Origin of the sequence: Fulvitalea axinellae, assembly GCF_036492835.1 — a bacterium.
In the GTDB taxonomy this organism is placed as follows: domain Bacteria; phylum Bacteroidota; class Bacteroidia; order Cytophagales; family Cyclobacteriaceae; genus Fulvitalea; species Fulvitalea axinellae.
Genome location: NZ_AP025314.1, coordinates 1369941 through 1392622, shown reverse-complemented (window position 1 = coordinate 1392622; position 22682 = coordinate 1369941). Strand labels below are relative to the sequence as shown.

Genomic DNA, 22682 nt, shown 5'->3' with positions numbered 1-22682 from the left:
CTTGTTCCGCCTCATCTAACCGCTCAAGCCAAAGCAGTGACCTGAGTCGAATTATTCAAATAAAAATCGCATTTTGAACATATTCACTTTTTCTAATCTAACCATAAAGTCATGAAAACAGCCAAACTGATTTTTGTTATCCTGATCTTTTTCACCGGCGTGGCCATAGGTCAAAAACGGGACCGTAACCTTATGATAAAGGGCGTCACCGTAGAACGAGAACCGGACCGAACAATCTCCGTAACAGGTAGCGCCGAAATACTTGTAACTCCCGACGAGGTCCATGTCCAACTCGATATTCAAGAATATTGGAAGGAAGAGTTCATGAAACGCAAGGACTTCAAACATTACAAAACCAAAGTAAGCATGGCCGATATCGAGCCCAAGATATATAAGGTTCTCGATTCTATCGGCATTCCCCAAACCATGATCGTTCAAGAAGGCTTCATCAATTCCGAAAGGCTAACAACCAAAGAACTTTTGATCACCAAACGGATTACGGTCAAAGCCAAAGATTTCGCCCAAGCCGACGCCATCGGCAGGCTGATAGACCGTAAAGGCATATCGTCCATAGCCGTAACCAGACTTGTCAACCATAAGATCCGTGAATACCGCCGGCAAGTGAAAATCGAGGCCGTAAAAGCCGCCCGTGACAAAGCGAGAGACATGGTGGAATGCATAGGGTTCAGGCTGGGGCCAGTGCTTTCGATCCGTGAACGAAGCCAAAATGATATGTTCGTAACAAATCACCTGTCAAACACTATTTTGCCTCAAAACGAACCACAAACCAAAGCAAGCAAAAAGATCCACCTGAGCTATCGGGTAGATGCCAAATTCGATATTTTGGTAGACGACATCGACAGCCAAGCCAAACTGTAAATAAGAAGTGAGACACTAAACACAAGGCCATTCGGAGTTACAAACCGAATGGCTTTACTGTTTTTAAAGCTTGAAAACCGGTCAACTTATTGCGCAATAAGATACCGAGCAAAACCAGCAAAAGGTTCCGATAATGCGGCCACATGACGTTTTCAAATCTCGAACATCAGGGAAAAACTCGCAGGGCATCAGGCGTCTCCGGGGTCGCGCGGTTGCCCCCGCCCCTGAGTCTCGACCGTCGGGCTTTACCTCTGAGAATGTCTTTTTTGGAAAAAGCCGGAGCCGAGACTCCCGCCAAAATCGCCGAGCACCCGCACGGTCCCAGTCTATCGGCCATAGCCAAAGCGCTGGAAAAATATTGGGAGGCCCGAGACTTGCAAACCAAAGCCCTCTCCTGCAAAGAATATGACGAAGGCGTTTTCCACGGCGCCATAAACCACAGTTTAGAAGCCTTGGAATTTGTGGAGGAAGCCATATTCGACTGGAACGCCAAAAACCCGATTCCCGAACGCCGGCTCTCTTTTTTCCGGGAACTGGACTTGATGGAAAACCTTCTGTGCGCCATAGACCAAGCCCGTGGCGAATTGGCCGATACACTGGAGCGTTTCGAACTGCCCGTGCTCACCGAAACAGGCGAAAACGAACAGAAAGTAAACGAGCTATGGAGGACTCAGTGCGCCGATTTGCTGATCAAAGGCGACTGGAGCCACGGCTCGGGAGCTCAGCTGAGGTCTTTGGTAAACGGTATGGTATTGCGCCTTTTACGCAGTCCGTTGGGACAGACCCTACCGCTTAAGCTCATAGACGACAAGCATCCCCACAAACCGTTGCTCTATCTGATCACCAGTGACGAAAAACTGGAGGAGGCCCGAGGTCCCGAAGACATTCTACTTCAAGAAGGTTTCCGCCAAAACAAAGTGATAGGAACCCGTTTTCCCCGTCGCCTGATGGAGCACGGCACCTACCTTCCCATATCCGGCATGGCAAACCCCAAAGGTCCGCATCTGGCGTTTCACACACCGATAACCCATTTGGCGAACGTATTCGAACTGATGTCCAACCATTTTACCATCTTGGACATGATGGCGCAAGAGCATACCTTGGCCCTACGCAACAGTTGGTCCATGGCACGTATCAAAGGCTATAGATTTGTCACCCGCAAACCGGAGGAATATGTTTTCGTAACGCCGGACGCCGGTGATCTGGTAGCGTCACTTGACCCGCCGGACCCGCGTTACTTTTTGCCAAAACGACAAGATTCCGAAACAGCGTCCCCCACTCCGACCGACGAGACTGACGCCCCGGCCGGAGCCACATTGGAAGACAAAATAGCCGGGCTTACGGCCTGTCGTCCGGTACTTGGAATGGGATCGCAAACTAGCGTATTCGAACTAACGGGTACCGGCGGAGAAAAACTATACCTAAAAGTACTCCGCGAGGGCTCGTTGTCCCCTTCGCCCGAACGCGAGATATTCGCGTCCCGGATGCTTGAAACGATGGATAGCCCAAAGGTCCGTTCACAAAAAGCTTACCGCTTGGAAAGGAACAGTGTAGCCTTCGCCCAGCTGATACAGTTTGCCCAGACACTGCATGACAAAAGCCTAAGAAACAGCCTCGACACTTTCCGTTCCACCTCCATTAAAGCTTTAGTGATATTTGAAGCGGCCATGGGAACTTGTTTGGGTGCGATAAGTCCGCAAGAAGCCAAATCCATTAAATTCGGCGAAGACGACTCCTATAATCTCGCCTTGGGCGAACTGGCCTTTTATGACCTGATGCTGGGCAACAATGACCGAATCCTGCGGAGCATTAACCTTGACAATATTTTCTACGATTTCAAAGACAAAACCCTGCATCCCGTAGACCACAACTCCGACTTTACTTGGATGTACAGCTACATAATCGACCTACACCGGGTCATGAACCCCAAAGCCGAACGAGTAAGTTCGTCGGAGTTGCGTGAAATGCTACGAAAACCTTGGAAACACGCCAGAAAGCTGGAAAGAATCAAGAGCGAAACCATACACCTATTCCGAGACATTATGGCCCAGGGTCTGGACAATTGGCTGGACTCCGATACGTCCCTACCCTTTACAACATTCCATAAGTCTTCGCATAACCAAATGTTTAACGATTACCGCCCGCTAGGCAATCACGAACTCGGATTGTTTGAAAGTGGATTTCTGCAGGGGGCCCTAAATTTTCATCAAAAAAAGGGAGCGATACGAGCAATGCTAGGAACCCCATCTCAGGAACTGGCATTGGAATTCGCCACCCTTAGGGAAATTTGTGAGGCGTTTTTTGAAATAATGAATCCCCGGGCCGGAAGGATACAGGAAAAATTGGCGGGAAGCCAAGAGGTCTAAATGGCGAACGACAGGCAACTCACTTTTTTAGAATATATAAAATAGGCAAAAGTCCAACATGCAGGGTTTTTCCACTTTTATTTCAAGGAAAGTCATTTCAGTAGCACCCAGTATTTATTTTAGCCGTTTGGCCCCCTTTATAAGAAAGTTAGCCTCATCCGAGATTATTCTATCTATGGTCTCTTTTGTCCAAGAATTAACCTTTTTCTCCGAGATTCCTATTCCGATATAATACTTTCTTATTCTATCCAGATTTTCTTTAGTGTAAAAATTATTCGCCACGCTTACTCTCTCGAATTCACTATATGGCTTCAAGAATATATAACCATCACAGATATCTCCAAACGTAACATATTCATCCGCAATTGAATAGAAAGAATCGCTTGACTTCAATTGCCCCAAAGGAGTGCCGTTAATATCCACCCCCATAGGTTTATTTTCAAGATATTTCATACAAACATCAATTACGCCGTTAACAGGCCTGACCATTCTTCTGCTGTTTCGCTTTCTTGACTCCCAAGGAGCATGTAGAAAAATGGTAAATGTCTTATCAGGATATTCTTTGTGGATCAAATTTCCCAAGCGCTTATCATACCGAATGAAAGACTTCCCTTTCTTGGAACGATAAAAAGGTTGGTGAAACTGTGTAAAAGCATGATTCATCCCGCTATAGATTAGGGCTTTCTCATTTTTATCTATCACTTCTTTTTGGAGTAACTTGGACATATGCATATCAGGATCAACTCCTCCATACTTGGCTTTCCCTCTTTTCTCAGGGAAGTAATCGGTGTTTAAATAGACTATTCGGAATCTCTTTTGCCCTTTGGGTATTGTTTGGTTTACTTCCCAAGCCCGTTTTAATATATCTATATACTCCTGATACCCCCAAGTAATAAAAAAACCACCTGAAGCGACCTGATAAGCAAAGTCTTGATCCCACTGTTTCATGCTTAACAACGAATCAAGCATCGGTTGATTAGACGAAACGCCATACTCAATAGCCAAGTTCGTGATTCCATTTTTGTAAAGTTCCGGGATCATTGCACTGACGAATTCCACCTCATGTTTTATTCGGTGTTGCTCTCCTACAAATACATAATCATGATCAACAAACTTTGAGATTACATAGTCTTTTGGCGATAAGTGGTTGCTCTTCAGATACCCCTCTATTTCCACATTACGTTTTTCACCAGAATCACAACTAAACACTATTAAGGCTAAAAATACAATTCTACAAAAAAGTTTCATCTTCTTGTCTTTTGGTTGATAACGAGGATTTTTAATGTTCATGCGAACAGAATGAGCCATACATTTTTTCGCTCACATAAGCATCTTATTTTTTGATCTCTCTCAAATTTTCATTTACAAGTTTCCTAAAACTCTCTTCTAGCAGATTTAAATCATCAGGGACAAACAAATGGAAATGCCTTATATTTTGATGATTATCCGAAATGCTAACTGCATAAGATATTTTTCTCATCGCTTCCAATGAGGCACAAAGCTTTTGGTGTTTAACTTTTCTATTCAGATTATACCTCTTATCAAACAACTTGACTTTATTCCCATACAAAATTATAGATAAGGTATCATTACCACTGTTAAAATCCCCAAGCTCATTCCTAGGAATTTTTATATCACGATATTGAGTATATGCGGAAGTGTACCAATGGTTAAATAACTGATAATGGATACTGGCGCTATCCACAGTTATCACGGCATGTAGATGTCCAGGAAAAAATTTTGATCCCTTACGCTCAGTAAAAGTTTCTTGTGAGAAACAGTTTATGGCAATAAAAACACATACTATTACGGAGAATGAGAATTTCATTTTTTTAAGTTTAGAACACCCTATAAAAATCGCATCAAATCTTTCGGCTCCGCACTTAACTCTATCTCTCACTTAATCTTCGAAGAACAAAAAATTGATATTAGCTCTTACAGGAAATTAAGTAGCTCAAAGTAGAAACGTAAAAGAGATTGTGAATCTCCACGAAAAAGGGGACTAACTAACAGCGGGGTCCAAATAATCCTTCCGCTTAATGGGATCATACACTATTTAATCTGAACCCGATTCGAAAAATTTCGGACATAGACTCTTAGTCTGTTATGACAACATAACCCATACCACAACAACTCCCACCTTTATCTCCCTCTAATTTAACAACTTAGAGGAATTAACCAAATAAAGAGCAGTGCTCACATGTAGTAAAACTTTTATCAAAAGAAAAAGACCGCCAAAACTGACGGTCTTTTGTATTTTATAATCACGAAGAGCGATAAATCAGCCTCCGAAGTCGTCAAAGCGAATGTTTTCCGGCGGTACGCCAAGCTCGTCGAGCATGTTCAGAACGGCGGCGTTCATCATCGGAGGTCCGCAGAGGTAGAATTCCACCTCGTCCAAGTCCTCGTGATCCTTCAGGTAGTTGTCGAACAACGCCTGGTGGATGAAGCCCGTGTAACCGTCACCTTCCTTGTCGTCGATGCTTTTCTTCACTTTCCAGTTGTCTTCCGGAAGCGGCTCCGAAAGCGCAATATTGAACTGGAAGTTCGGGAAGTCCTTCTCGATAGCGCGGAAATGAGGCGTGTAGAAAAGTTCTTTTTTCGAACGTCCACCATACCAGTAAGAAACCTTACGCGAAGACTTCTCGGTGTGGAACAAGTGGAAGATCTGAGCGCGGAGAGGCGCCATACCGGCACCACCGCCGATGTAAACCATCTCGCGTTCGGTCGGGTTGATGCTGAATTCACCGTAAGGGCCCGAAACCGTCACCTTGTCGCCCGGCTTACGAGAGAACACGTAAGATGAGCAGATACCCGGGTTCACGTCCATCCAAGTGTTCTTGGCGCGATCCCACGGCGGAGTGGCGATACGGATAGTCAGCATCACGATGTCACCCTCGGCAGGGTGGTTAGCCATAGAGTATGCGCGGTAGATCGGCTCGTCGTTGACCATTTTCAGGTCCCACATTCCGAATTTGTCCCAATCTTCCCTGTACACGTCTTTCGGGTGGCCCAACTCAGGATGAGGAGTGATGTCCATATCCCTAAAGTTAACGGTCACTTCCGGCACGTCGATCTGGATGTATCCACCGGCTTCGAAATCCATGGTTTCGCCTTCCGGCAACCTAACCTTGAATTCCTTGATAAAGGTAGAAACGTTGTAGTTGGAGATCACCTCGCACTCCCACTTCTTAATACCGAAGACTTCTTCGGGAACGGTGATTTCCATATCGTTTTTCACCTTCACCTGGCAGGCGAGGCGTACCTTTTCGGATCTTTCGGAACGGCTCAAGTGTCCTTCTTCGGTTGGCAACACGTCGCCGCCACCCTCTGGCACTTGGCACTTACACATGGCGCAGGTACCGCCACCACCGCAAGCCGATGGAAGGAGGATCTTCTGCGACGTCAGCGTGTTAAGCAAGGTTCCACCCGCCGGTACGGTCACTTCTTTCTCGCCGTTGATCTTGATGGTCACGTCACCCGAGCTCACCAATTTCTTTTGCGCAAAAAGCAACACGAAAACCAACAACAGGATCACGAGCGTAAACGCGACGATCGATGTGATGATAATTGTGCTCATCTTAAGCTACAAATTTTGATTGTTTGGTATAAAATTCCAGTCCGCAAAGATAAAAGAACGGCCGGAACCCATAAAGAAAAAGGGGTAATTAATACCCCAGCATTTCCAATAACGTAGAAATCTTTTTCTTCATCTTCCTGCGGTCCACGATAAAATCGAGGAAACCGTGGTCCTGAACGAATTCCGAGCTTTGGAACCCTTTAGGAAGATCCTTGCCGATAGTCTCGCGGATAACGCGCGGACCGGCAAAACCGATCAAAGCCCCCGGCTCGGCGATGTTGAAGTCGCCCAACATGGCGTACGACGCCGTAACGCCACCCGTGGTTGGATCTGTAAGCAGAGAGATGTAAGGAATCTTGGCCTCGGCCAAACGGGCCAACTTGGCGGAAGTCTTGGCCATCTGCATCAACGAGAAGCCGGCTTCCATCATACGCGCCCCGCCAGATTTTGAGATCATCATGAACGGGATCTTGTTATCGAGCGAATACTGGATGGCGCGGGCGATTTTCTCGCCTACAACAGATCCCATAGAACCGCCGATAAAGCCGAAATCCATGCAGGAAATCACCAAATCATGTCCGTTGATCTTGCCATGGGCCGAACGCACAGCGTCTTTAAGACCTGATTTACGCTGAGTGGATTCGATACGGAACTTGTACGACTTCGTGTCCTGAAACTCCAACGGGTCACCCGACACTACGTCGGTGTCTAGTTCGGTGAATTTGTTGTCGTCAAAAAGTATCTGGAAATATTCTTTGGAGCCGATACGCACGTGATATCCGTCGTCAGGACACACGTAGCAGTTCTTTTTCAGCTCGCGCATATGGATGATCTTTCCGCTCGGAGACTTGTACCAAAGCCCTTTGGGCAGGTCTTTCTTCGCTTCCGTAGGCGTCTGGATGCCTTTTTCTTTTCTGGTAAACCAAGCCATGGTTTGATTCTGTTTGTCTACAAAAAAGCTTATTGGCCCGCAGAGCGATACGAGGAAACCGAATGTTTCCGGGAAGGATCGCGCCGCGGGAGAATACCGGGCAAATATATTCATTATTTTTCGGCTTAGGCCAACTCCAAGCGCTTAATTTTCGCCACACCCTATTGTACGGACACTCGAAAAATCCTAAAAAAACAGTCTCAAGATGGCTCCGAGGCTGATTTAAAAGGTGTTTCCAAAATATGTATCCAAGAGCTTTGAAAGATGGTTGTCAGCCGGAAACTGACCTAACGGCCACTCTACGCCTCGGGATTATCATTCCTATGTCGAACGATTTGGGAAATCCCTTCGTCAGAACCCCACTCCGCCCGCAAATAACCGTAGTCTTTCATAACGTACGTGAGCAAAATCCCCTCACTTTGGCCTTCTTTCTGTTTCGAGTCCCGATATGTTTGCCAAAGTGAAAGCGGTGTCCGAAACAATCCTACGGGTATTCCCCACCACCCCAACAAGACGGTCTTTATCAAAGCGTTTAGTTTTTTTCGTTTAGCGCAATCCGGACAACATACCTTTGGTTGGGCAGAATAAGTCGTAAGCAATATAAAGCTCATCACCGACCTCACGATGATTCCCGAGTTATCCTTGCCTTTGGCTCCGCACTCCGGGCACGGAACGCTTTTTAGCCTTTTCACAAACAGCTCTACTTCCTCTTCCGCAGGTCCGCCATCCGCCATAGTCTCCACGCCGGCCAAGAGACCTTCGCCTAAACCTCTGCGCTCGATCTCCTCTTTCAAAACCTCCACCACTTCAGGCATCAATTCAGCGGTATCGTTCGCCGCAATACGCTCAAGTTTATCGTCGTCCATTCGACGATAATTTTTTCTAATATCTTCCAGATTAATCGACATGGTTTTGCTTAAAAAGTAAAAAATACAGTCGAAAATAACCCAAAAAACAAACCCGATCAAACCAAATGGAAAATTCAGAATGATTCCGCAGGAAGCTTTTCAATTACTAAAGACGGAGGAGAAAAAACGATCTTCTCGCTGAAAATCGCTTTTTCTCATTTCTACAACTCAAAATGAAACACAACCCCACAACCCAATGAAATCAAGTGCCCGTGCTCTTGCCTAAATGACCGGTACGTATTCAGCAGATACACCAAATCCTGATTGGCGTTGAAATAAGCCGTCATTCCTTTTATCGTTTTGCCCTTCTTAAAACGTTTGGTAACGCTGGCCTCAAGGCCCAACTGCAAGGTTTGGTCGTTGCGAAGGAAATAATACCCTTCAGGAAAACCGTCTTTCAGATCGTCCAAGTATTGGTCGAAATAAAATATATAAGTAATCCCGACCGTCAGCGGATCAATACTCCAACCTTTGCCCAATTCTATAGGTTTGATCGTGCTGAGCTGATAACCCACGGACAATAACTGAATATCCTCGGATCCGCGGACTTCCTCAGGCTTAAACCCGAAGCCCAAATCCAACTCATGTTGCCTGCGCTTGCCAAAATTGTAGCCTCCGTGTACCGAAAACATGCCGAGCCCGCCAGCGTATTGCAGTTTGGCAAAATCCGGAATCCACAACGAACGCTTCTTATTAGTCAGCGAATCAAGCCCTTTCACCCCATTAGCGTGAGTCACTCCACTCGCCAACAACACCAGCGCCAATATCAATATCTTTTTCATCACCTTATTTCTGAAAGAAAACCCAAACTGAAATTACCCGCTAACGCTTAGTCGTAATTAATCACCTCTTCTCTCAACGATCCTTCGTCGAAATGGAAAACCGAATAAAAACGCTTACAGACAGGCCCAACCTCAATCATCGGGATCATATTGTTGGTCAATGGATAAGAAGTTCCGCTACTGTGGCCATGGCCGTGGATTACCGCCACCAAATCCTTGGTATTACTCAAAAGGCTGTCGATTTGCGGATACAGACTCTGGTCAAAAGAATCGTCGTCCGGATAAAAGCCCGTATGGCACACCACAATCGTATAATCATGCTCGTCAGTTTTCTTCAGCTGTTGTTCCAGCCAATCCACATCCGGCACCTTCATGAATTTTCGAAATTCACGTGAGTTCGTGTTGATCGAGACAAACTTCACCCGCTTGTAGATAAACGTGTAGTCAAAGGCTCCGTACATCTCACGATAAGCCTCCACTCCGACTCCCAACGCATCGTGGTTACCGATGGTGTGCAGAAACGGCTTTTTCAAATCTTTGAAATTATCGATTCCCAATTCGTATTCCGAAGGCAAACCGTATTCGCAAATGTCTCCGCCCACCAACACGAATTCGAAATCGTCGCGGCGGTTCACATGCTCCACACCTTCCGTCAGCCGATCGAAAAAGTTTTGGCTGTCGGTCATAAAAGCGAAAGAAAACGCTCCGGCTTCTTCGCTACCCGGTGTCTCGGCCAGTTTTTTCAGGTTTTTCTCAATCTGGTCCTTATCCTTGCTGTCAAAGTCGATATCGTAACGCGTATACTCCATCATGTCACAACCATACGCAAACAGCGCCAAGCACAACACGGCAACTTTTATCGCCACAGCACCGACTCTCCCTCCACTCTTCTTCTTTTCCACTTTTGAGACTTTTATATCAACCAGCCAAAACGCCTATTGAAACACAAAACTATTTTCGTTTTTTAGTTTTAACGATCAATGAACGATTCTTCTTTTGGCTTATTATTCCAATCTTAAAAATTAGGCACCAACGCCTATACCTCCATGCGGAAAATTGTACTTTCCAAACTCTTATCCAGTCCAATAAACAGAATCGATTAGAAAACATCAAACTGGACAATAAAGCAAACCAACGAAGAAGCAACCTCCCAGTGTCTCTGAATATGTGCCAACTCACTCAAAAGGCAATAAACGCATCACAAGAAGCAAGACATGAATAAAAAAGTAACAATGCGCAGACTCAGAAAGCCACTGGTTATATTTTTCGCCACTGTTATAATGATATCAGGATCAATCCCGTTAATCCTTCACCTATCCCAAGACAGGATCAAAAATGTCGTTATCAGTAAAATCAACGAAAGCCAACCCGGGCTCGCCACCTGCGAATCCATCGATGTCACTTTGCTTTCCGATTTGCCGGACATTGGCCTTTCGCTTTCAGGATTTAAATATTTTGAGGAAAAAGACCGTGAAAACGCTCGCGACTCTCTCCCTTTGCTCAAACTGGGCGAACTGAAACTGAAGATAAACCCGTTCAAAGCGATGACGGGAGTTATCAGCGTTACGGAGTTTTCGCTCAACGACGGTTTTCTGGGCCTCCGCAAACACCCGGACGGAAGCCTAAACCTCAGCAACGCCATAAAAATGGAAAGCGAAGAAGAGACCCAACCGGAAGACAGCTTAAAAGAAAATAGCGCACAGGACTGGTCATTAGATATAGAAAATGTTCGCTTCCGTAATTTGGTTTTCGATTTTGAAGACAGGAAAGAAGCCCAACGCATCGCTGTCAGAATCAACAAGCTGAATACCGCTTTGCTCGCCTCCGAAGAAAATTTAGACTTCAATCTTGGCCTAAACGCCGAACTGTTGGGCATAAAGACTAAAAACAAGGTTTTCCTAAAAAACAAAGGCGCCCTGCTCGAAACCAAACTCGCTTACGACAAAAAGCACAAGACACTGACCCTCGCCCCCAGCGAACTGAATCTGGCCGGGGCTCTGTTCGATATTCGTGGCGATATTGATTTTGGAAACGAAGGAATGTTGGATTTGGAAATCAACGGTCGGCCGTCACAAAGCCGGGCTTTTCTGGCCCTAACCGATTACGCCGAAGCCGACACTAAAAAAATGCCCGAAAAAGGCGACGCCTATCTGCGTTTTAGCGCAAAAGGCAAGACAATCGGCCAAGCGCCACATGTAGAGCTTGACTGCGGTTTCAGTGACCTCGACATCGCTCACCCGGATTGGAAAGCCGCCATCCGCGACATCAATCTGGATCTGCACTTCGACAACGGAACAGAAAACAACCTAAACACCAGCACGCTGGAAATCCGACGTTTTCAGGCAAAACCGAACCTCGGTTATATCAACATCTCCGGCCGGATCGAGAACTTCGAAAAACCTTATATAAAAGCCAAAGCCGAAGCCGACCTAATCCTCGACGGGCTTGACAAACTGCTGAAAATAGAGGAAATCGAAAAGCTCCAAGGAAAAGTATCCGCCAAGGTGGACCTGGATCAGGCTTTTGACTTCGATAATCTGGTGGCGGAAGAAACCTTCTCGAAAATCAAGACAAACGCCATTGTATTGGACAAAATTTCGTTCCGATCAAAAAGCCTGAATAACACCGTAGAGGACATCAACGGGATTTTTTACCTTCAAGATGATCATCTCGGCATTCATCGCCTAAAAGCGAAAATCCAACACAATGACATTGAGTTCTCAGGATATATAAAAAATTACCCGGCACTCTTTCTTCCCGCCGGAAAAGAGGTTTCGGGCAAGCTGAAAATATACTCGGACAGACTTTCGATGCCCGAACTTTTGGCCTTTGACAGTCTATTAGCGCAGAGCGTAGACGAGGAAATCCGCAACTTCCAATTTGAGGCTTCCGTCAAGGCGAACGCCGAACATATCAGGGCCAAGCGTATTCCCGAGTTTTCGTTTACCATTGACAAGCTCTCTTTGGACGCCAAAAGTATCGCTCCGCTCCACAACTTGCAAGGCGTAATGGGCCTAAAAGATGGGAACATAGGAATCCAAAAACTCCGAGGCAATATCGGGCAAAGCGATTTCGAACTTTCGGCGGGCATTCTGAACGCCAAGGCCTTGGCCAAATACCAACGCGACAGCAGTCAGACCGTCACCTTCGCATTTAATATCAATTCTGAAAAAATGCGAATGCAGGATCTCGCCACTTTCAAAGGCAAGAGCCTTTTGCCTGAACCTTACGACAAGGAAACAATCAGCGATTTCAACATCACGGGAGGCTACGAACTTAGCAACCAAGATCTGATTGTCCGTCTAGACTCCACCAAAACCGCCGAACGGAAAATCCCGGAATCCAGACTCTTCGTCCGTAAGCTCCAAGGCAAAACGACTTCGTTTCCGTTGGCTTTGAGCGATTTCAACATCGATATCGTATTCCAGGACCAAGCGATCCTGATCAAAGACTTTACGGGCAAAGCCGGCCACAGCGATTTCGCTTTCAACGCCAAACTAGACCGTCTGAAATCCATCGCCCAAGATTCTTCGCTCTACCAAGTGGAAGGCTCTTTCGATTTCAAATCAAAAACATTGGACCTTGACGAATTGCTGGCTTTCCAGCTTCCGGAATCGCCAAAATCGCAAGACGCCGAAGAGCTGGCCGAACTTCAGAAACAGAATATGGAAAAAGGCGCGTTGGCCACGCTGTTGCGCAACGGCCTGCCAAGACTAAACTTCAACGCCGAAATCGGGAAAATAAACTTCGCAGCCCAATCGGTCAAAGATTTCAGGGGCGAAATACAGACGGAAAACACGTCGGTAACGCTCAAAAACCTCAGCTTTGAGGCCGCCCAAGGCAAAGTGGCCCTGAACGGAACGCTCGACGGCAAAAACCCGAAAGCCCTGACGCTGGTATCCACGGCCTCGGTCAAAGGAATGGACCTGAACCATCTTGACCTGAAAATGAGCACAGAGGATATGGAGATCGATATCCGCAAAAATTTCGAGGGAATAATTGATGCCGAACTGACTTCTTCCTTACAGCTAAAACCGGACATGAGCGTGGACCTAAACAAAAGCGAAGCGAAAATCAAGGCCACAATCCGAAACGGAAAAATCAAGGAATTCGCACCGATGCTGGCCCTTTCGGATTATATGGGCAACAAAGACCTCAACGCCGTCCGCTTCGCCGAACTGACCAACACATTCGAGCTCAAAGACGCCAAACTCACCATTCCGCGCATGAATATCAGCACCACAATCGGGCAAATGTATTTCTCCGGAACCCAAGGCCTAGACACTTCCATGGAGTACAATATCGAAATCCCGTTTAAGCTGGTACGCCAAGTGGCTTGGAGCACTTTGGTAAGGAAGAAAAGAAAAGAAGGAGCCAAAGAAGACGAAATCCAAAAAGCTTCGAAAGGCGCTTATATTTCCGTAAACGTAAGTGGCGACTTGGAAAACTATAAGGTGGGTCTGGGCAAAAAGAAAAAGAGAAAAAGCAAGTAACGCCCAAACCTTAAGTCCGCAACCGCTTCAGGCACAATTCTTGACCTCCGAAACTCGGCGGGCGCTTTCCGCGTCCGCCGTTTTTGTAGACCTCAAGTTTTTTTCTCAAGCGCGGGGTCACATTTCCCCAACTCTAGGTTACGGACACATGCGAGAAGATTTTCTTCACTACGTTTGGCGGTTTTCATATTTCAATATTTCAAACCTGACAGACACCCGAGGCAACAGCGTAAAGATTATCAACCCCGGGATACTCAACCGAAACGCCGGCCCAGATTTCCACGACGCCCGGATCGAAATCGACGGCGTGCTGTGGACCGGAAGCGTGGAAATCCACATTAACGCCTCGGATTGGTATCGGCACAACCACCAAACCGACCCGGCTTACGAAAACGTAATCCTCCATGTAGTTTGGCAAAACGACAAGCCGGTATCGCATCCGGACGGAACGGAAATTCCGGCACTGGAACTCTCGGGCAGAATAAGCCAGGACTTGCTCTCGAAAAACGACGGCCTCAACGCCTGCGACAAAGGAATTCCCTGCGCCAACTCCCTAACCGACATCCCGGAGGTAAAACGCCGGGCTTGGATGGACCGGGCCTTGGCCAACCGCTTGGAACGCAAAGGCGCCGATATCCTGAAACTTTACAAAAGCTCCCAAAGCTGGGAAGATACCGCCCGGACGTGGCTGTTCCGGAATCTGGGCCATAAAGTGAACGCCGAGCCTTTCGAACGCCTGGCCAAAGCCGTCCCCGGCAAGGCCATTGCCAAACAATCAGACAGCGGCGAAACTTTGGAAGCCCTGCTCTTCGGAACCGCCGGTTTCCTCTCCGCCGACCCCGCCGACGATTACCACCGACGGCTCTCCGGACACTACCAACTACTGGCCCGCAAATACAATCTGGAAGAAAGGCGCCTGAAAGAATCCGACTGGAAATTCTCACGCCTGCGCCCCGCCAACTACCCGACGCTCAGGATATCCCAACTCGCCACGCTGTTTACCAGAGAACCCAGCGTCTTCAATTTTCTTACAGAAGGAAAAAACCTCCAAGTCTACGAAAACCAATTCAACCTAAGGGCTTCCGACTACTGGCGACGCCACCACGCTTTCGGGAAAACATCGTCCAGATCATACGCCAAAATGGGCCAAAACACCGGGCAGTATCTCGTAACCAACGCCGTCGTGCCGTTTCTTCACACTTACGGCCAAGCCACCGGCCGTTATGAGATGTGCGACAAAGCCGTAGCGCTGCTAGAGGAACTTCCGCCGGAAAGCAACACGATACTGGAAAAGTGGAAAGCCACCGGAACCGACGCCCTAAACGCCTTCGACAGCCAAGCCTTGATCGAAAGGTATAACGAATACTGTGTCCCCAAAAAATGCCCGAGATGTTTGATCGGCCACGAGATTTTAAGATCTTAAGCCCGTCCCAACATTTCTTTTTTATGAAAAAACTTAAATCCCACGCTTTAACGGCGTTTTTGTCCCTCCTGCCAATCTTCGGACTATTGGCCGGAAACATTCCCACCTCAACGGTCTACCGCCTGAACGAAAGAGGCAATCTGACGGCCGTAGAGTTCAGTTACACAAACATCGGGAACATTCTCAAAATCAAGCTAAACCCTGACGGAACTGTCAACGCCAAAGCCCAAGGAACGGGAGCGATAAGCTACTACGGTGTCGGGGCCGGGCTTTACAAAGAGGGAAAACTCAAGGAAATCGCGGGGCTCAAAGTAGATTATTACGGGCTCGGGGCGGCTACGCATCTTCAGGGAAAGCTAAAATCCATCGGCGATATCCAGTTCACTTATTTTTCTCCGAACGGCTTCTCCCATATCCAAGGGAAAGTGAAAAGCATAGGCAATATCAACATCGATTACAACCGCTTCGGTGACGAGAAGGGCATGATAGCCAAAATCGGCGACTCAAAACTGACCTACTGCTTTGGCTTGTGGAAAGACACCAAAATCTGCCAAATAGGCCAAACCAAACTGGAATATTACGGAATAGGCAACCCCAACAACCTGAAAGGCAAAGTTTCGGAAGTCAAAAATTGGGATCCTTACGTAAAAGTAGAAATCGAATTGTAGTGATTGATGGTATTAGGTATTAAGTCTTAGGTATATTCATCAATACAATACCTAAGACTTAATACCTGATACCAAAAAACTAGAACAGATACTCGTCCTGCTTAGGGTATACAGGCTTGCGCTTGATCCACTTTCCTCTCGTGAAGTCCGGGAAATCTTGCGGTTCGCCATTGTTAGCGATCGAAACCTCGGAGAGAGGCGTAATGGCGCTCCAAGCTGCGCAATCGTAAGCGTCCAAAGGCGGATCGATTTTCTGCTTCACACACTCCACAAAAGCGTTGAGCACAAAGAAATCCATACCGCCATGTCCGGCTCCGGTGGCTTCGGCCTCGTACTTTTTCCAAAGCGGATGGTCGTACTTCTTCAGCCATTCTTTCGAATCGTCCCAGCGGTGCGGCTTGCTCTTTCCTTCTATATAAAGCTTGTTGGCGTCTTTTTCCCAAATTCCCTCGGTGCCCTGTACACGGAAATCCAAAGAATAAGGACGTGGCAGGTTAGTGTCGTGCGTTACGATAATCGTTTCCTCGTTGGCCGTAGTGATAGTGGAGGTCACCACATCGCCTAGCTTAAAGCGCACTTTTGCGTTCGGGTGGTCCTTACCGCCGTGCTTTACGATGTAATCATGAAGACCTCTCGACTTTGTAGAAGCCGAAGTAAGCGACATAAAGCGGTTTCCGCGGTTAATGTCCATCATCAAGGCTATCGGCCCGATTCCGTGCGTCGGGTAAAGGTCGGCGTCGCGGAGAACGGAATGTTGCGTACGCCAGCGAGCTTCGGAAAGGCCTTTTTCGCCAAACTCCACACCACCGCCGTAAGGCTGCTTTCCGTCGTTAAACTTCACGTGGCGCAAGTCGTGCATATATCCGCAACGGGCGTGAACCATCTCGCCGAACAGTCCTTCGCGAACCATATTCAGCGCGGCCATCACATCGCGACGGTAGCAAACGTTTTCCAGAATCATACATGGTGTTCCGGTTTCCTCAAAAGTGTTCACCAGATCCCAGCATTCGGCCATAGTCGTGGCGGCCGACACTTCCACACCCGCGTAAACCCCGGCCTTCATAGCGGCCACGGCCATCGGCGTATGCCACAGCCAAGGAGTGGAGATAATCACGCCGTCCAACTCCTCTTCGGTAAGCATCTTGCGGAAAGCGTCTTCGCCTTCGGTATAAAAAGTCACCTTTTTCTGGCCCGCTTTCTCAAGGCGCTCTTTCGCCAAGCGAATACGCTCAGGGTCGATATCACATACGGCCGGAACGATAACGTCGTCGCGTTTCAGGGCGTTAGCCAAGTGCCAAGTGCCGCGAAGCCCCACACCGATAAATCCGATTCGGGCTTTACCTTCGTCACTACCCTTCTTTTTCTTCCTGGATTTTCCGAAACCCATATTCGGAAGTATCGAAACGCCCAAGCCGGTTAACGCCGAGGCTTTCACAAATGATCTTCTGTCCGTCATTTTCGCAAAAAAAATAAATGTCCTAGATGTTGTTGTCAGATGAAATCGGCCATCATTCCCTCCAAACGGATCGTTATAGAAAAAAAGGGCTCTCCAGCCCTTCGATTCCGTCCGGAACGAATCAACCATTATTCAAGATAGTCTTTTTTTCGTTCCGGAAAAGAGTTTCTATTTCTCCTGTTCTCGCTAGAAGACTTTCCCCCTCATTTTAAGGGAATTTCACCGCTTCCCTCAAAAATGCTTTGGCCTCAATATTTCGCTGGCGATTACCGCTTCCCTCAAAGTGTCTTTTCGGCGAAGCAAATCCCTGTAACGGTTCCCTTTTCCCGCTTTTCTTTTCTTTGGTGTTGGGGCAACTGCAAGTTCAGTCATTATCTCCTCTTGCTCAGTCTCCACTTTTTCCGTCCAAGCTGGGCGCTCCGGCTCACGGTAATCCGCAAATGGCGATGCCGGAACCGGCTCAGGCTCGTGTTCTTCCTCCTCGTATTCGGTATAAGGCCTATACTCTTCCCGGCCAAACTCCTCCACGTACCTTTCGCTTACCGGATGGTCCTCCAGTTCCCGAGTACCGTTTTCCAGTTGGCTGTCTTTTTCTGCTTCATTTTCATTGATAAAATCAGAAAGAAGCTTATCCCATTCCTCTTGGCTGGTTTCGTTATATCCTTCCTGTTGCTCACCGTAATCCCGTTCCTCCTGCTTTTTTTTCGAAGCGGAAAAAATTTTCGAAAGCAACGCGATACCGCCCACTACCAGATAAAAAATCAGTTGTAAATCGTCCATATAAATTCTTTTTTCAAAAATCAGCTTAAAGCGGATGCCTTACGGCAAAATAAGCCCTTCCGTCCGCTTTAGCAAAGATCCGCTCCGCAAAAAGAAACCCTAAGCCCTTCGATACCCGCAAACAGGGCTTGAAACTTACGCCTATTTTCGCATATTTGCCCGTTCGGCCGGAAGTGTCCGCCGGCTCCGCAAAAAACACGTTCCTGTCTATGCAGCTGACGAAACTAGAGATCAGAGGATTCAAAAGCTTCGGCGACCGCGCCGTCATCAACTTCAACGAAGGCATTACCGGCATCGTCGGGCCGAACGGCTGTGGCAAATCCAACGTCATAGACGCCATTCGCTGGGTTTTGGGCGAACAGAAAACTAAAGCCCTGCGCTCGGACAAGATGGACAACGTGATTTTCAACGGGACAAAAAACAGGCGCCCGACAAACTTGGCGGAAGTCTCGCTGACGTTCAAAAACACCAAAAACCTGTTGCCCACCGAATACGGCACCGTCACCATCGGCAGGCGCTACTACCGCACGGGCGAAAGCGAATACTTGCTCAACGGCGTCTCCTGCCGGCTCAAGGACATCACCAACCTTTTTCTCGACACCGGAATCTCCTCGAACAGCTACTCGATCATCGAACTGAAAATGGTCGACGAACTGCTGAACGACAAGGAAAACTCCCGGCGCGGGCTGTTCGAAGAGGCCGCCGGCGTGGCCAAATACCGCGTCCGCAAGAAGGAAACCATGCGCAAACTCAAAGACGCCGACGCCGATTTGGAACGCGTGGAGGACCTTCTTTTCGAAATTGAGAAAAACATGCGTTCGCTGGAACGGCAAGCCAAACAGGCCCAACGCTATTTCAGACTAAAGGAAGAATACAAACAGGCCGGACTGGAACTGGCTAAAAAACAGGCCGAGGAAAAGGACAAAGCCCTACGAAGGCTCACCGAAAAAACCGACGCCGAAAACGACCGCCTGACGATTATCGGTACGCAAACCGCCGAAAAACAGGCAGCGCTTGAGGCGATGAAAACCGAGACGCTGAAAAAGGAAAAACTCCTTTCGTCCAGGCAAAAGACCCTGAACGAGTCCATGGCCAAACTCGGCCAGTTGGAAAACGAAAAAAAGATCAGGGCCGAAAAGCAAAAGCTTCTCGAATCCAGACTCCACGACCTGCAAGACGGGCTGACAAAGCGCAGCCAAGAACTCGCCGATTCCGACAAGGATTGCCAAGGCTTGGAAATGCAACAGGCCTCCATGGAGCGGATGCACTTGGAAAGCGAGCGCCAACTGGAACAGGCGAAATCGGAATACGAGCGCCAAAAAGCGGACGTGGCGAGGCTGAAAGACGAAATAGCCAGAATAGACGCCAAAAGGGAATTTTTGCGCAAGCAAGTATTCGAAAAACAGAAAAATCAGGAACTGACCGCCCAGCGACTTTCCACCGCCAAACAGGAAGCCGAGACTTTGACCGTAAAGCTTTCGGGATTTTCCAGGGAAAGAGAAGAGGCCAGCCGTATAAAATCGGAATTGGAAAGAAAATCGGCAGGGATAAACGATCAGGTCAAGGCCTTGGAGGAAAGCGAAACGCTCAGAAAACGTGATTTCGCCAAGACGGAACTCTCCCTGCGAGAAATCGAAAAGGAAATCGCCCAAGCGGAAACGGCTCTGGGCGCCCTACGGGCCGAAATCAGGGTAAAAACCGCTTTGACAGAAAACCTCGAAGGCTTTCCCGAAGCTATCCGCAATATCCGCAAAGAGAAAAACTATCCGCTTCTTTCCGACCTTCTGATCTGCGAAGAACAAATACGTCCCGCGCTAGAAAGCCATTTGGAGCCGTGGCTCAACTACTTTGTGGTGGAAACGGAAGCCGAAGCCAAAGCCAGCCTGACTTCGTTAAAACAAAACGGAAAGGGCCGGGCCGGATTTCTGGTAACCGAGCTGGCCACGCCAAATCCCGGCGAAGCGAACAAACTGCTTTCGCATATCTCCTGCGAAGAAAAATACCGTCCGATATTGGCCCAACTTCTCGCCGGTTTCTCCATTTCAGATTCCGGACCGAAATCTTTCAGCCAAGACGGTTCATTGTGGCGTTCGGGTTGCGTTTTGCGTGGCGGAAGCGTATCGGAAGACAATTCCAGACTCGCCGCCACCGACGAACTTCGCAAGCTAAAGGAACAGGCCGAGGCAAGGGAAACAAAACTCGGGCAACTCCGGGAACAGCAAGCGGAACTGGCCGAAACGCTCGAAGAACTTAAAGAAGACGATCTTTCGGAGGAACTGACCGATTTCCAACGCCAAGCCTCCACTCTCAACAGCGAAAAGGCCGTGGCCATCGCCAAAGAGGAACGCTTGGATATAGACTACGAAGAGACGCTCGACGCCAAAGAAAACGCTGAAGAAAGAATCGGGAAGCTCGAAAAAGAACTTTCCGCCACGGCCAGCGCCGGCAACGACGACGAGCTGGAAATACTGGAAGAGGAACGAGAACGCCTCGACGAATCCCTTCACGAAACCTCCGGAGCCTTCGAGCTTGCGTCGGAAGCTTTCAACAAAGCCAATCTGGATTTTCACCGAAACGAAAACGGTCTGGAAAGTCTGGAAAAAGAAATGGCCTTCAAGCGCGCCGCCGCCGACACGCTCCGCAAATCATTCGCCCACGACGAGCAGAAAATCGCCGATACGCGAACTGAGCTGGACAACTTGGGCGACGAGGAATCGAATAACGAAGCGATAGAAAACCTTCGCCTGGAATGCGAAAGCGTGGAGAAATTCGTACGGGAAGCAGAAAAAGATTACTTCGGTTTAAGAGGCGAGGTGGACAAAACCGAAAATGAGGCCCGGGAGTTGGCCCGTGAGCGGGAAAACGCCCAAGCGCTGGTTATGGAACTCCAAAACGCCATCAACGAGTCGAAACTGGCTTTGCAATCCGTACGCGAGCGGGTGAAAATCGAATTCGCCACCGAATGGGACGATCTGATGTCTCGTACCGAAAACGCTTTGGAAAACAGCTTCGCCACCATGAGCGAAACGGAGCTGGAAGTGGCTGTTAAAGAAACGAAAAGCAAACTGGAAAAAATCGGCGCAGTAAACCCGATGGCCATGGAAGCTTTCGAAGAAATCAAACAGCGCTTCGAGTTTATAACCGGGCAAAAACAGGATCTGGAAAACGCCAAAGGCTCGCTGATGGACACCATCGACGAAATCGAAACCGTAGCCCGCAACACTTTCCTCGATGCTTTTCATCAGATAAAAGAAAACTTCATCAAAGTGTTCCGAACTCTCTTCAATAAAGAAGACGACTGTGATTTGGTTTTGGTTGATCCATCAAACCCGCTGGAATCCAAGATCGAAATTATGGCCAAGCCGAAAGGCAAGCGCCCACAAACGATCAATCAACTGTCTGGTGGCGAAAAAACACTGACGGCTACCTCGCTCCTGTTTGCCATTTATTTGCTCAAACCGGCGCCGTTCTGCATCTTCGACGAGGTGGACGCTCCACTTGACGACGCTAACATTGACAAATTCAGCAAGATCATAAAAGAGTTTTCCAAAGATTCGCAGTTTATCATCGTAACGCATAACAAGCGAACAATGGCGTCAGCTGATGTTCTATACGGGGTAACTATACTACAAGAAGTCTCAAGGGTACTCCCTGTGGACCTTCGGGAATTGGAATACAAAAAAGAATTAAAACAATGGAACTCGGGACTCTCGGGCAAATAATCCGCACATCAACCGGCCTTGGCCGACTCACAAAGCCCGACGCGTTACCGTCCGTTTATTTACTCAGAAATATGACTAAGAAGAAAATCATTCTGGCGTCCGGGTCGCCCCGCAGGCAAGAGATGTTGCGGGAAACCGGCTTCGGGTTCACCGCCTGCGCCATCAACGCCGACGAAAGCTTTCCGGACACGTTGGAAGCCTCTAGCGTGGCGGAATATCTGGCGGTAAAAAAATCAAACGCTTACCCAGCCAAATTGGCCGACGACGAAGTGCTGATCACTTCCGACACGGTGGTCATCCTAAATGACGAAATCCTCGGAAAACCCGAAGGGCCGGAAGAGGCGAAAAGCATGTTGCGTTCGCTCTCCGGCAAGCGTCATAAAGTGATGACCGGCGTTTGCGTACGTAGCTCCGAACGCTACAAAAGCTTCGCCTCCACCACCAAAGTCGATTTCAAAGAGCTTTCCGATACTGAAATCGATTATTATGTGGAAAAATACAAACCCTTCGACAAAGCCGGCGCCTACGGAATTCAGGAATGGATCGGGAAAGTGGCCGTTACGGGCATCGAAGGCTCATTCTATAACGTAATGGGATTGCCCATCGACCGTCTTTACAAACACTTGCTGGACTTCGGTTGCCAGATTTCCTGACAAAAAAACACGAAAGCCCGGCACTTTTGCGCCAGGCTTTC

The 22682-nt window shown here is 48.0% G+C and carries 16 protein-coding genes; 7 read left to right on the top strand and 9 right to left on the bottom strand.

The window, feature by feature from the left end; all coding sequences use genetic code 11:
• The first annotated feature begins 111 nt into the window (after positions 1-111).
• A complete protein-coding gene (locus AABK39_RS05650; protein ID WP_338393942.1) occupies positions 112-879 on the top strand; it encodes an SIMPL domain-containing protein in 768 nt (255 codons plus the stop codon).
• A 257-nt stretch (positions 880-1136) separates the two neighbouring features.
• Entirely contained in the window at positions 1137-3245 is a 2109-nt protein-coding gene (locus AABK39_RS05645) for a hypothetical protein (protein WP_338393941.1), read from the top strand.
• Between the two features lie 114 nt (positions 3246-3359).
• Here the strand turns inward: AABK39_RS05645 and AABK39_RS05640 are convergent, their stop codons facing one another.
• The 7 genes from AABK39_RS05640 to AABK39_RS05610 all read right to left on the bottom strand — a co-directional run bounded on the left by AABK39_RS05640 (position 3360) and on the right by AABK39_RS05610 (position 10348).
• Positions 3360-4553, bottom strand: a complete 1194-nt coding sequence (locus tag AABK39_RS05640; RefSeq protein WP_338393940.1) for a hypothetical protein — start codon at positions 4551-4553, stop codon at positions 3360-3362.
• Between the two features lie 25 nt (positions 4554-4578).
• Positions 4579-5073, bottom strand: coding sequence for a hypothetical protein (locus AABK39_RS05635; RefSeq protein WP_338393939.1), 495 nt, complete (start codon positions 5071-5073; stop codon positions 4579-4581).
• Positions 5074-5526: 453 nt separating this feature from the next.
• Positions 5527-6825 (bottom strand): NADH:ubiquinone reductase (Na(+)-transporting) subunit F, encoded by a 1299-nt coding sequence (nqrF, locus tag AABK39_RS05630; protein ID WP_338393938.1) that lies wholly within the window; start codon positions 6823-6825, stop codon positions 5527-5529.
• Positions 6826-6913: 88 nt separating this feature from the next.
• Positions 6914-7756 carry an acetyl-CoA carboxylase, carboxyltransferase subunit beta gene (accD, locus tag AABK39_RS05625; RefSeq protein ID WP_338393937.1) on the bottom strand — a complete coding sequence of 281 codons (843 nt, stop codon included), beginning with the start codon at positions 7754-7756 and terminating at the stop codon, positions 6914-6916.
• A gap of 299 nt (positions 7757-8055) precedes the next feature.
• Entirely contained in the window at positions 8056-8622 is a 567-nt protein-coding gene (locus AABK39_RS05620; RefSeq protein WP_338393936.1) for a hypothetical protein, read from the bottom strand.
• A gap of 203 nt (positions 8623-8825) precedes the next feature.
• Entirely contained in the window at positions 8826-9446 is a 621-nt protein-coding gene (locus AABK39_RS05615) for a hypothetical protein (protein ID WP_338393935.1), read from the bottom strand.
• 47 nt (positions 9447-9493) lie between these two features.
• Positions 9494-10348: a metallophosphoesterase family protein gene (locus tag AABK39_RS05610; protein ID WP_338393934.1), complete on the bottom strand. Its 855-nt coding sequence runs from the start codon at positions 10346-10348 to the stop codon at positions 9494-9496.
• Positions 10349-10678: 330 nt separating this feature from the next.
• Here AABK39_RS05610 and AABK39_RS05605 point away from each other — a divergent pair, with 330 nt between their 5' ends.
• The 3 genes from AABK39_RS05605 to AABK39_RS05595 all read left to right on the top strand — a co-directional run bounded on the left by AABK39_RS05605 (position 10679) and on the right by AABK39_RS05595 (position 16030).
• The gene (locus tag AABK39_RS05605; protein ID WP_338393933.1) at positions 10679-13939 is read left to right on the top strand and encodes an AsmA-like C-terminal region-containing protein; all 3261 of its coding nucleotides are present in this window, start codon (positions 10679-10681) and stop codon (positions 13937-13939) included.
• Between the two features lie 148 nt (positions 13940-14087).
• Positions 14088-15362, top strand: a complete 1275-nt coding sequence (locus AABK39_RS05600) for a DUF2851 family protein (RefSeq protein WP_338393932.1) — start codon at positions 14088-14090, stop codon at positions 15360-15362.
• A gap of 23 nt (positions 15363-15385) precedes the next feature.
• Positions 15386-16030, top strand: coding sequence for a hypothetical protein (locus tag AABK39_RS05595; RefSeq protein WP_338393931.1), 645 nt, complete (start codon positions 15386-15388; stop codon positions 16028-16030).
• 79 nt (positions 16031-16109) lie between these two features.
• Here the strand turns inward: AABK39_RS05595 and AABK39_RS05590 are convergent, their stop codons facing one another.
• Both AABK39_RS05590 and AABK39_RS05585 read right to left on the bottom strand, forming a co-directional pair.
• Entirely contained in the window at positions 16110-17486 is a 1377-nt protein-coding gene (locus AABK39_RS05590) for a Gfo/Idh/MocA family protein (protein ID WP_338393930.1), read from the bottom strand.
• A gap of 231 nt (positions 17487-17717) precedes the next feature.
• Positions 17718-18266, bottom strand: a complete 549-nt coding sequence (locus tag AABK39_RS05585; protein WP_338393929.1) for a hypothetical protein — start codon at positions 18264-18266, stop codon at positions 17718-17720.
• A gap of 209 nt (positions 18267-18475) precedes the next feature.
• Here AABK39_RS05585 and smc point away from each other — a divergent pair, with 209 nt between their 5' ends.
• Together smc and AABK39_RS05575 are read left to right on the top strand one after the other, a co-directional pair.
• Positions 18476-21988, top strand: a complete 3513-nt coding sequence (gene smc / locus AABK39_RS05580; RefSeq protein WP_338393928.1) for a chromosome segregation protein SMC — start codon at positions 18476-18478, stop codon at positions 21986-21988.
• 71 nt (positions 21989-22059) lie between these two features.
• Positions 22060-22641, top strand: a complete 582-nt coding sequence (locus AABK39_RS05575) for a Maf family nucleotide pyrophosphatase (RefSeq protein ID WP_338393927.1) — start codon at positions 22060-22062, stop codon at positions 22639-22641.
• Positions 22642-22682: the final 41 nt, after the last annotated feature.